This window comes from Kitasatospora sp. NPDC041988, assembly GCF_055588525.1.
The window spans coordinates 25,674-36,895 of the sequence record NZ_JBVJCO010000067.1; the positions used below are offsets into that span (position 1 = coordinate 25,674).

Annotated in this window: 7 protein-coding genes; 4 read left to right on the plus strand and 3 right to left on the minus strand. The window is 71.8% G+C overall.

The features are described 5' to 3' along the window. Positions 1-39 precede the first annotated feature (39 nt). Positions 40-1,698, minus strand: a complete 1,659-nt coding sequence (locus tag ACZ6NC_RS39230) for a cytochrome D1 domain-containing protein (RefSeq protein ID WP_465738683.1) — start codon at positions 1,696-1,698, stop codon at positions 40-42. A 218-nt stretch (positions 1,699-1,916) separates the two neighbouring features. Beyond that, positions 1,917-3,926: an NHL repeat-containing protein gene (locus ACZ6NC_RS39235; RefSeq protein ID WP_465738684.1), complete on the minus strand. Its 2,010-nt coding sequence runs from the start codon at positions 3,924-3,926 to the stop codon at positions 1,917-1,919. A 326-nt stretch (positions 3,927-4,252) separates the two neighbouring features. On the opposite strand from ACZ6NC_RS39235, the gene ACZ6NC_RS39240 reads away from it, so the two are divergent. The 4 genes from ACZ6NC_RS39240 (at position 4,253) to ACZ6NC_RS39255 (ending at position 9,771) form a co-directional block, all read left to right on the plus strand. After that, positions 4,253-4,801: a hypothetical protein gene (locus ACZ6NC_RS39240; RefSeq protein ID WP_465738685.1), complete on the plus strand. Its 549-nt coding sequence runs from the start codon at positions 4,253-4,255 to the stop codon at positions 4,799-4,801. A gap of 241 nt (positions 4,802-5,042) precedes the next feature. Beyond that, positions 5,043-6,668 carry an FAD-dependent monooxygenase gene (locus ACZ6NC_RS39245; protein WP_465738686.1) on the plus strand — a complete coding sequence of 542 codons (1,626 nt, stop codon included), beginning with the start codon at positions 5,043-5,045 and terminating at the stop codon, positions 6,666-6,668. Between the two features lie 215 nt (positions 6,669-6,883). Then, on the plus strand, positions 6,884-8,176 hold the full coding sequence (locus tag ACZ6NC_RS39250) for a tyrosine-type recombinase/integrase (protein WP_465738687.1): 1,293 nt from the start codon (positions 6,884-6,886) through the stop codon (positions 8,174-8,176). Continuing rightward, a complete protein-coding gene (locus tag ACZ6NC_RS39255) occupies positions 8,173-9,771 on the plus strand; it encodes a hypothetical protein (protein WP_465738688.1) in 1,599 nt (532 codons plus the stop codon). The genes ACZ6NC_RS39250 and ACZ6NC_RS39255 overlap by 4 nt, the downstream gene beginning before the upstream one ends. A gap of 276 nt (positions 9,772-10,047) precedes the next feature. Here the strand turns inward: ACZ6NC_RS39255 and ACZ6NC_RS39260 are convergent, their stop codons facing one another. Next, positions 10,048-10,767 carry a hypothetical protein gene (locus ACZ6NC_RS39260; protein WP_392934775.1) on the minus strand — a complete coding sequence of 240 codons (720 nt, stop codon included), beginning with the start codon at positions 10,765-10,767 and terminating at the stop codon, positions 10,048-10,050. Positions 10,768-11,222: the final 455 nt, after the last annotated feature.

The window sequence follows — 11,222 nt, forward strand, 5'->3', positions numbered from 1 at the left end:
CGGTCGTCGGGACGGGGGCCGGGACGGGGGCCGGGGGGATCAGCGGCAGCTGATCAGCAGGGCCAGGGTGGCGGAGCAGGTGCGGGAGGCCTGGTCGTTGGCCGGCACCGGGTCGGCGGGCGTGCTCGCGGTGCGGGCGGCCGTCACGGTGAACGAGTGGCCGAGGTTGAGCAGGCCGACCTGGAGCGTCAGGTGCCGGGTGGTACTCGCACCGCGGGCGAGCGGGCCGGCGACGGTGCAGGTCAGCTTGCCGGCCGCAAGGGTGCAGTCGGTGGAGGAGGCGGTGAACCCCGCGGGCAGCGCCGCGGTGACGGTGGCCGAGTCCACCGCGGCCGGGCCCTGGTTGGTGAGGGTGAGCGTGTAGTCGACCCGGCCGGAGAACAGCCCGCCCACCGGATTGGCGCCGAGCGAGACGGCGAGGTCGGCGGTGGGCGCGGTGTAGCTGAAGCGGTCCGCGGGGGTCACGGCACTGGTGCCGCCCGGGGTGGTGACCCGGACGTCCACGATGCCGGCGGCGGAGGCGGCGGGCGCGGTGGCGGTGCAGCCGGTCGCGGTGCACGAGAAGGCGGTGGCGTTCCCGGCGGCGCCGAAGCCGACGGCGGTCGCGCCGGCCAGGTCGGTCCCGGCGATGGTGACGACCGTCCCGCCGGCCTGCGGCCCGGACGCCGGGCTGATCCCGGTCACCACCGGCACCGGCAGCGGGAAGCCGAGAACGGTCACGGCATTGCCGGTGAAGTCGGCCAGGTAGCCGCGCCGGCTGTCGGGGCTGAGCGCCAGGGTGAACGGACTCGCGCCGACCGGCACCGTCGCGGTGACCGTCCGGTCGGCGGTGGTGATCACGCTCAGCGTGTCGTCGGCGTAGTTGGACGCGTACGCGTACCGCCCGTCCGGCGAGAGCGCGACGGCGAACGGATTGGTGCCCACCGTCACGGTGCCCGCGACGGTCCGGCCCGCCGTGTCCAGCACGCTGACGGTGTTGTCGCCCCCGTTGGCGGTCCAGAGGCGGGAGCCGTCGGCGCTGAGCGCCAGGCCGAAGACGCCGTGCCCGACCGGGACGCTCGCGCTCACCGTGTTGCTCGCGGTGTCGATGACGTCCACCGTCTGGGCGCCCGAGGCGGCGACGTAGACGTGTGCGCCGTCCGGGGCGACGGCCACGCCGTGCGGTTCGGCACCGACCGGGACGGTGGCGGTGACGGTGTTGCTCGCGGTGTCGACCACGCTCACGGTGGCGTCACCCGTGTTGCTGACGTACGCGTGCGCCCCGTCGGGCGCGACCACGACGCCGAAGGCCCCGGCGCCGACCGGGACGGTGGCCGTGACGGTGTCGACCGCCGTGTCCAGCACGCTGACCGTGCCGTCGAGGTGGTGGGTCAGGTAGGCGTGCCGCCCGTCCGGCGTCCAGGCGACGGCGTACGAGCCGGTGCCGGCCGTGAAGGTGCCGGTCACGGCGTTGGTCGCGGTGTCGAGCACGCTGACGGTGCCGGTGCTCTGGCTGGTCACGTACGCCCGGCTCCCGTCCGGCGCGAGGGCGACTCCCGCCGGGTAGGCCGCCACCGCGACGGTGCCGGTCACGGCGGGCGGCGGCGCGGCCTGCGCGGCCGCCCCGGCGGTGCCGGGCTGCGACAACAGCGCGGCCGTGGCCGCACCGGTGGCGACCACGGCCGTCCAGGAGCGGCGCGGGGAACGACGTATTCTCACGGGGGTCTTCTCCAGACTCGTCGGACCATCGGGTCACGCGGGGCACCGGCGCCTGCCGGGGCCGCACGAAGCGTAGGAGATCGCTTGACGGAACGTCAGGAGTTGACCGGGATTGTCTCCAACTGTTCAGAACCGGTCACGCATCGACAGTGCGCGCCGGAAGCACGCCGCTTGGCGGCGAGACCGCCGCCGCCCGGCCCGCGCCGGGTGTCCCGGTGTCAGGGCTGCTGCGGCGGGCCGATCAGCGGGGTGCAGACCGGGGCGGCGAGGCCGACGAACACGACCAGTTCGCGGCCGCCCGGGTTGGTCTGCAGCGGGACGGTCTGCCAGTTGTTGGTGAGCCAGACGTTTCCCGAAGGGTCGATCTGCACGGCGGTGTTCCGGGACAGGCCGTCGAAGGTGTAACCCGTGTCGGGCGGCGAGATCGGCTGCCCGGTCCGGTGGCCGGGCGGGCAGGCGGAGAGCCGGGTGCCGCAGAGCCGGGCGACCCGGTGGCCGCCGAAGTTGGCGACCCACACGGTGTCGTCGCCGTCCACGGCGATGCCCCATGGCAGGAAGAGCCCGTCGTTGACGAAGGGCCGGTCCGGGGTGGTCCCGTCCGGGCCGACCACGGTCACGGAGGCGCCCGGCACCCGCTGCACCACGTCCCGGACGGTGTCGGCCAGGCCAACAGCGGTACCGTCCTCGCACGGGAGCGGGACGACACCGCTGTTGGCCACCCAGGCATTGCCCTGACTGTCGGTGGCGACGCCCAGCGGGTTCTTGATGCCACCGCCGGTGACGGTGCGGACCGGCTCGCCCTCCGGCGACAGCTGAAGGACGCTGTCACTGCCGTTGCCCGTCACCGACACCTGTCCGTGCCCGTCGACGGCGAGGTCGAAGGGCTTGACCAGGGCACCGTCCGGCGGCGCGATCCGGCGCGCGGCCTGCGGGTCGCCGTGCGGCAGGACGGTGACGCTCCGGCCGCCGCAGTCGGCGATCCAGATGTTGCCCTCCCGGTCCGAGATCGTGCCCTGCGGCTGGACGATGTCACCCGAACGCCAGCCCTCCGCAGGGGACTTGGCCGCGCCGTCCGGGGCGAACTGCGAGACGCTGCGGTACAGCGGGCCCGGGTCGAGCGGGCAACCGGAGCCCTGGAAGCCGAAGTTGCCGACCCAGATGTCCCCCTTCGGGTCGAGCGTGATGCCATAGCCCGCGCCGTAGAGGCCGCCGCCCCGGTAGGGCGCGCCCGGCGCGTCCTCGCCGGTCGGGGTGAGCCGAAGCAGGCTCCGGCCGCCGCACACGGAGGTCCTGGGGTCCGCGGCGTACTGGTAGTTGTTGGTGACCCAGGCGTTGCCGTCGGCGTCGAAGGCGATGTTGCCCGGCCCGTCGAGCTCGTGACCGTTGCCGCTGTACCGCAGCGCCAGCGTCCAGGCGTCGGGGGCGGCGGGCAGCACCGGCCGGTAGAGCGGTCGCACGGCGGCCAGCGCGAACAGCTCGCCGGCGTGCTCGCCGGGCCCGTGCGCGATCGCGACGGCGGCCTCGAAGGTGTTGGCCGGCTCCGCCTCCCCGGGCTGCCGGGCCAGCCGGAACAGCTCCGCGCAGGTCTGACCGTCCACACAGCCGGCCAGGATGTCGGCCAGCGTGTTGAAGGCGGCCAGCGTGGAGGTCTCCGCGCCGTTGGGCGCGGTGGCGAGCACCCGGGCGATGCCGCCGTCCTCGACGTCGGCGAGGTTGTGCGAGATCGCGGCGGCGTTCTGCAGCCCGGGGTAGCCACCGGAGATGCCCTCCGGGCCGGCGAACCGGGCCAGCGCGTAGGCCGCCGCCACCGTCGTCCGCTCGTTGACCACCACCTCGTCGAACCGGGCCCCGTCGACCGCCGTCACGCCCGCGTGCTCGCGCGCCGAGCCGAGCACGGCGGCCAGGCCGACCGGGCCGCCGCGGCCGCGCTCGCCGAACAGGTACAGCACCGCCCGGGGGTCGGCGGGCCGGCGGTAGCCGAGACGGAAGCGGCCCTCGGCGTCGGTCCGGCCCCGGGCGAGGGCCTGCGCCGGCGCGCCCGGACGGTCGCCCGCCCGGTACAGCGTCACGTCGACCGCCCCGATCGGGGTGTCCCCGCTGCGGACGACGCCCTGTTGGACGTCCGGGCCGGCGCCCGGCGCGTGGCCGGCCGAAGCGGTCTGGGTCGTACTGACCGTGAGGGCCAGGAGAGTGGCTGCGAGCGGGAGCAGGCTCCTGCGTCGGCGCATGGGATGGCTCCGGTGGGGACGGTGGCGGAGGAGGTGTCGGCTGCCGGCGGGTCGACGGCCCCCGGCCGGACAGTAGCGCCAAGGTGGCATGCGGCCCCGCCCGCCCGGGTACGGCGGCCGGGCGGATCGTCCGAGTCGCACCCATCGGGTGAGGGCGTACCGCCTCCCGGCCTCGCCCCGTACCGCTCCGGGCCTCCCGGCGTCCGCCCGTGGGCTCCGCCCCTCCCCCGCACCGGGGCTGACCCGCCGTGAGCCCGCCGCCCGATGGTTCGCCCGCACCGCCCCCAGGGGCCACCGACCATGCCCGCGGTGCGATGATCCACCGCATGGACTTCACCGAGGAACTGGCCGTACTGGCGACGACGGGGAAGCTGGGAGCCCTGTCCTACGGAGCCCACCTCCCCGGACTGACCGCCGCGTACGGTGCACCCGTGACCGGCGGGCGCGTCCACGAGCAGAGCCGCTGGCCGCGCTGGTTCTGCTACGGCAGCGTGCAGTTGGTCGTCTGCCGGTGCCGCCTACTGGACTCCATGATCATTCCGGCCTGGCATGAGGAGCTGGAGCTCCCCGGCCCCCGCCCGGGTGAGCTGCGCACGGTCGACTCACGCGTCACCGAGTCGGAGCTGACCGCCGCGCTCGTCCGGGCCGGTTGCCGATGGAAGACCGTGGAGTACGAGAACCTCACCGACCAGCGGACTCTGCAGACCGAGCCGGATGACGACGTGCGGGTGAGCTTCGTCTTCACCAGCCGGGAGAGCTACGACTCCCCGCTGCTGGAGGACTGGATCCTGAACAAGGTCAACGTGTGGGGCTTCTCCCACGGCGAGTGCCCGGAGCCCGACCCCAGCCTGCCCGACGACGGCTACGGCAGCTAGCCCGGGCACACGGGTCCGGCCGCTCGTGGCACCGGCACGCGGTCCGGCCGCTCGGATACCGCGCTCTTCGGAGCGGCGGCATCACAGCCGCGCGGGCCCGACCGTGGGCGGCGGCGGCAGGGGCCGACCGCCGAAGCGGGCCGAGCGCCACGGGTGGCGGCCCCGAGCCGGTCGGGCGCAGCCTGGAAGGAGGCCGTCGCGCACGCCCGGGACGCGGTCGGGGCGCGGTCGAGGAGCAGGCATGGACGAGATCGACGTGCTGGTCGTGGGCGCGGGCCCGGTGGGCCTCACCGCCGCGGCCGAGCTGCGCCGCCACGGGGCCGACTGCCGGATCGTGGACAGGCTGGCCGTCCCGCAGCACTACGCCAAGGCCGTCGGGGTGCAGCCGCGCACGATGGAGCTGTGGGACCTGATGGGCATGGTCCGCGCGGCGCTCGACGAGGCCGTCCCGATGCGCGGCCAGCTCCTCTTCGCCGACGGTCGGCCCGGGCCGCGAATCGACCTGACCCTGCCGCCCGACATCCCGTACGGCTTCGCCGCGCTGCCCCAGTACACGACGGAACGCCTGCTCACCGAGCACCTCGCCGGGTACGGCACCCAGGTCGAACGGGGCACCGAGCTGCTCTCCGTCCAGCAGGACGCCGACGCCGTCCGGGCTCTGCTCCGGACCACGTCCGGGCCTCAGGAGGTACGCGCCCGCTACGTCATCGGCGGCGACGGCGCACACAGCCTGGTCCGGAAGGCGGCCGGCCTCCGGTTCGAGGGCGACGCCTTTCCCGAGCAGTACATGCTCGGCGACGTCGAGGTCGACTGGGACCTCCCGGAGGGGTACGGCATCCGAGCCATGCACCACGACGAGGCCGGCCGGGTGGACGACATCCTGGTCTGCATCCCGCTCCCGGGGCGGGGCCGGTACCGGATGTCGATGATGGTGCCGGAGGAGCTGTCCGCCGACGGCGGCCCGGGAGACGGTGTCGCCCACGGGCTGGAGGGCGGCCGGGTACCCGAACTGCGGCACATCCAGGCGGTGCTCGACCGGCTCTCGCCCCAGCCGGTGCAAGCCTCGGCGCTGCGCTGGTCGTCCACCTTCCGGATCAGCCACCGCCTCGTGAACAGCTACCGGGCGGGCCGCCTCTTCCTGGCCGGGGACGCCGCCCACATCCACCCGCCGACCGGGGCGCAGGGCATGAACACGGGCATCCAGGACGCCGCCAACCTGGCCTGGAAGCTGGCGCTCGCGGTGCGGGGCATCGGCGCCACCGGGCTGCTCGACAGCTACCACGCCGAGCGGCACCCGGTCGGCGAGGAGGTCGTCGGCCGGACGGTGCGGCACGCGCGGGACGGCGTACCCGCCGATGCCGGGGACCGCGAGGCGGTGCTCCGGCGGGAGGCGCAGCTGCTGGTCGCGTATCCGGACAGCCCCCTGGTCGAACCGGTCGCCTCTGCCGACGGCACGACCGGCGGGCCCGCCCCCGGTGAGCGGGCGCCGGACTGCCGGGGGCTGGAGCGGGACCTCGCGAACTACCCCGTCCGCCTCTTCGACCTGCTGCGGAGCCCGCGGCACACGCTGCTGATCCACGTGGGCGCCGGCACCCCGGACGAGCATGTGACCACGTGCGCGGTGGCCGCGCTGTCCGCCGCCCACGGACTGCTGGACGCGTACGCGGTGCTCGCCCCGGACGCGCCGTCGCCCCGGTGGCGCCTGCCGTCCGTCCGGGACGCCGAGGGCGGGTTCGCCGCCGCCTACGCGGCCCGCCCCGGCGAGGCCTTCCTCGTCCGCCCGGACGGCTACCTCGCCGGACGGTTCCACCCGCCCACGCCAGAGGGGCTGGTGGACGGTCTGCGCCGGACATTCGGGGCGGGGTGAGGCATCCTTGCCGCGAAATCTCTTGCTCAGCACAGGTACTGATTGATCGTCAACTCTGTGACTCTTGCATGGGACACGGGTTGCAGGCCCCGGTGTCCTATCCCTGACCCACGGTGCAAAGTTTTATCTAGGGTGCCCAGCAGGTGTCAGGCGTGTTGACCGAACCAACTCACAAGTATTTGCAGGTCAGTTTGGGTTTCAGCTAGCTTCCCGGCATGCCCGGTGAACAGCGTCCCGACAGGGATCTGAAGAACTTCGTGTTGCCTGAGTTGGGCAGGTTGCTGGAGACGGGAGACCCCTGGGAGCCGTATCAGGTGCTGGACCCGTTCGGACGGCCGATCGAACCTGTCGCGGCGTACCTCAAAGACCTGATGGCAGCGGACAGCTCTCCGCTGACGCCTCGTTCGTACGGGATGGATTTGCTGCGCTGGTGGCGCTACCTGTGGGCATGCGGAATCGAGTGGGACCGCGCGGTTCGTGAGGATGCCCGAGACTTCATGCTGTGGATGAAGCTGGCGGACAAGCCGGTACGAGTCCACTGGCGCCACCGCGGCAAGAACCCCGCCGAGATACCTCAACCTGCCCGGACCGGCAGCCCAGCGCCGGGATCCCCGAACCCGGTGACGGGCAAGCCCACTGTCGGGAAGAAGTACGCGCCCAATACTCGGGCGCACTGCGAGACGGTGCTGCGGACCTTTTACGACTTCCATCTGGAGCGCAATACCGGCTCGCTGCTGGTCAATCCCTTCCCTCTGGTCCGCAATCGGCGCTCGGCACGAGCCAACGCCCACCACAACCCCGAGAAGGAACACAAGCAGCAGCGCACCGGCCTCTACCGACCTAAGATCCCCAAGCGGATCCCGCGCCGCATCCCCGACGAGAAGTACACCGAGGTCTTCGCAGGTCTCCGTTCACATCGCGACCGAGCCCTACTGGCCTTCTGGGTCGCCACCGGCGCTCGCGCCGAGGAACTGCTCACGGCCAAGCAGCGCGATGCGGTCGTCGGCCAGCAGACCATCGGCGTGATCCGAAAGGGCACGCGCGATTACCAGGAGCTGCCCGCCACCCCCGATGCGTTCGTCTGGCTGCGGCTCTACCAGGAAGGCGCCTGGGGAAAGGGCGTTCCCCGCGGCCGTTCGCAGCCGCTGTGGTGGACTCTGCGCCGTCCCTGGCGACCGTTGGAGTACGACGCGGCCCGCATGATGTTCAACCGCGCCAACGAGCTCCTGGGCGCCAACTGGACGCTTCACGACCTGCGGCACACGGCGACATTCTTGATGCTCGACGACCCGAGCATGCCACCGGTTTACGTCCAGCACATCCTCGGCCATAAGCACCTGTCCACCTTGGACATCTACAACCGACCCACCAGGGACGACGTGATCTCGGCAGGTCTTGCGCACCATGCCCGCCAGGAGCGCAAGCGCAACGACCCGCCTCCGGCCCCGTCCGCGCCGGCCTATAACCGCGACTCCCTCGACGTTCTCTTCGGTGGGAGGCCCAGGTGACGACTACCACCGTCCCCGTCGTCTCCCCGCCGGCCCGGGCTGCAAGGAGCCTGGCTGGCGGAGAGATCGATGCCTATCTGCAGACGTTCCCACCACGTAGCCCGGGAACAGACTGGGGCACTACCAGATCTTCCCGCGACGAGGTTCTCCGCAGGCTGGGGCAGCCGCCGTTCAAGAACGGCAAGGAGTCCACCCACTCGATGCGGATGGTCGGTGCGCGTCTGCTGCTGCGATGGCTGGAGACCTTCGAGGGCGAGACCTGGCAGCAACGCTGGAACGCCAGCCCGGGTGCCGCCACCTCGGTCGGTTGGACCGAGGCACCCCTTGCCTGGGGGATCGCCCACGGCAGGAAGCCGCAGAAGGCAGGGCTCGGTTCCGGGCTACTGGCGCTGATCTGCGCTGATGTCATCCGCCCGAGCATGGCGTGGCTCGCCAGCAGCCTGTCGCCCCACCTGCGCGAAGCCATCGAAGCCGCCCGCGATCCCAGGGGGTTTGCCGCACTGCGTAACGTCCGCATGCCCGGACAGCCGGACCAGCGGCGCACCTCGAAGGCGCTCAAGGCTCTGGCCCGCATCCTGGCGGCAAAGGGGGGCGGCATCGACGACATCGTGGTCGGCGATGTCCTCGAACTGCTGTTGGTGGCCACGCCGAACTCCACGAGCCACACTCGGCTCGCCTACGCCCTGCTTCAGAGCCGCGGCCAGTTTCCCCCTGACGCACCCAAGACCCTGCGGAGCATCGAGAAGCGTGCCGGACAGGTGAGCCCGGCCCAGCTCGTCGACCGATTCGACGTGAAGTGCAAGCCGATCCGTGACTTGCTCGTCAGCTACCTGACCGAACGGCAGCCCTCAATCGACTACGTCACGTTGGTGCATCTGTCCAGGAATCTGGTCGGCTACTTCTGGGCCGACCTGGAGCGGCACCACCCAGGGATCGACAGCCTTCACCTGGTCCCGGAGGTGCGCGACGCCTGGAAGGCCCGGATCGCGGTCAAGACCGCCAGGCACCGCATGCCGGACGGCACGGTCGCGACGACAACGGAGCCGCGCATCGGAGCCTTGATGATCAGGATGGCGGTGCGGGGCTTCTACCTGGACATCGCCGAATGGGCTCTGGACGAGCCCGAACGCTGGGGACCGTGGGCCGCTCCGACCCCAGTGACCGAAGCCGACTGCTCCGCCAAGAAGGCCCCGCAGGAGGTGCGCGCCAGATCTGACGCCCGGACCCGAGAGAGGCTGCCAGTCCTGCCGGCACTGGTACAGGCAGCTGCCCGCCGGCTGAAAGGAGCCCAGAAGCGCCTGGAGGCACTGGAAGCGGCTGACCTGGGAGCCACCATCACGGTGCTCGGCGAGAGCTTCACCCTGCCCCGATCCACCGAGCGGGCCGGCGGCAAACCTTCGAAGGTCGTTGACGCCACAGGAACGCAGCGCGACTTCCGGACGGAGGAGAAACTGGCCTTCTACGGCTGGGCGACCGTGGAGATCCTCCGGCATACCGGGATGCGCGTCGAAGAGCTCAAGGAACTCGGCCACCACAGCATCAGCGGCATCACCCCGACGGCCTACCGGCGCCGCTTCGGCCCCGAGACGGCCTGACGACCGCGCGTCGCGGGCCGCGGCTATCGCGTGGGCCCGGCCTCGCGGTCGACGGCGTCGGCCAGCTGGTCGAACGTGCGGTTCAGGGCGGACCGGCGTTCCTCCTTGAAGCCCGGCGAGGGCTCCAGGCCGTCGACGGTCCGCCAGGCCGCGGTGACAGCGCCGCCCGCTCGCCGTCCGGTCCGGTCGCGGCGACGGCGGCAGGGCCTCCCGGCGGCGACCGGGAGGCCCTGCTCTCACACCCTCACATCCTCACGCCCCGTGGGCGGCCGGAGGTCACGCCTTCCGGATGGAGTAGGCGACGCCGCTGCCGTAGCAGTTGCTGCTGGGGTAGTAGCTGCTGACCACCCACCCGGCGGGCAGCGGGGAGAAGGAGCAGACGACCTCGGAGGTCTGCGTGGTGATCTTGAACAGGGTGTAGGAGATGCCGGTGCCGGCGCAGTTGCTGCTGCTGTACGAGCTGGTGACGACCCACCCGGCCGGAATCGGGGTCATCGAGCAGGCGCCGGTGCTGGTGTCGTTGACCGTGTTGTGGAGCGAGTAGGCGACGCCGGTGCCCGCGCAGTTGCTGCTGCTGTACGAGCTGCTGATCACCCACCCCGCAGGGATCGGGGTCATGGAGCACGCGCCGACGTTGAGGTCGTTGGCCACGTTGTGGAAGCCGTAGGCGACGCCGCTGCCCGCGCAGTTGCTGGTGCTGTACGAGCTGGTCACTACCCACCCGGCCGGCTTGGGGGAGAAGGAGCAGATGGTCAGATTGGTCTGCCCGGCCGTGTCGGTGATCGAATACGAGACACCGGAGCCGGGACAGCCCCAGCTGCTGTACGAGCTCGTGATGACCCACCCGGCCGGGATCGGGGAGAAGGAGCAGATGGTCGTGCTGCCGGTGACCCGCTGCGGGGCCGCCTGCGCCTGCGCGCTCGCGGCGGTCATCATGCCCAGGAGCAGCAGCACGACCGTCACCAGGTGCGAGGTGTGGGTCCGTAAGGTCTTCATGGCAAGCCTCAGATCTCTCGACGACGCTCTACAGCGGATTCTTGTGCAGGTGAAGTGAACGTTCGGCACACGATTCGTTCACGTCGGCTGAGATGGTGCCAGAGATCGCCCGGCGGCGCCAGAGTGCAACCGGCAGCCTTCCTTCCCCCCTCGCACACCGCCGCCCCCTCCTCACGCTCCCCGCCCGGACGCCGCCACGGCCAAGGATGCCCGCGCCGGATTGCGCCGGAGCACACCCCGGCGCCACCCCCGGGCCGGTCGGGGCAAGCATCTGATAGACCGTCATATCCCGTTCCGCTGTGCCACCATGGCGCCGTTCTTTCCAAGCCCCCAGAGGACTGGTATGGGATCGGCTCTCTCAGAGGACGTTAAGTCCGTTTCTGGATGATCTGGTGTCGCCCGTTCGTGGGTACAGAGTCGTTCAGGCTGACTCGCGTGTCGTGTGCATGTTGGTG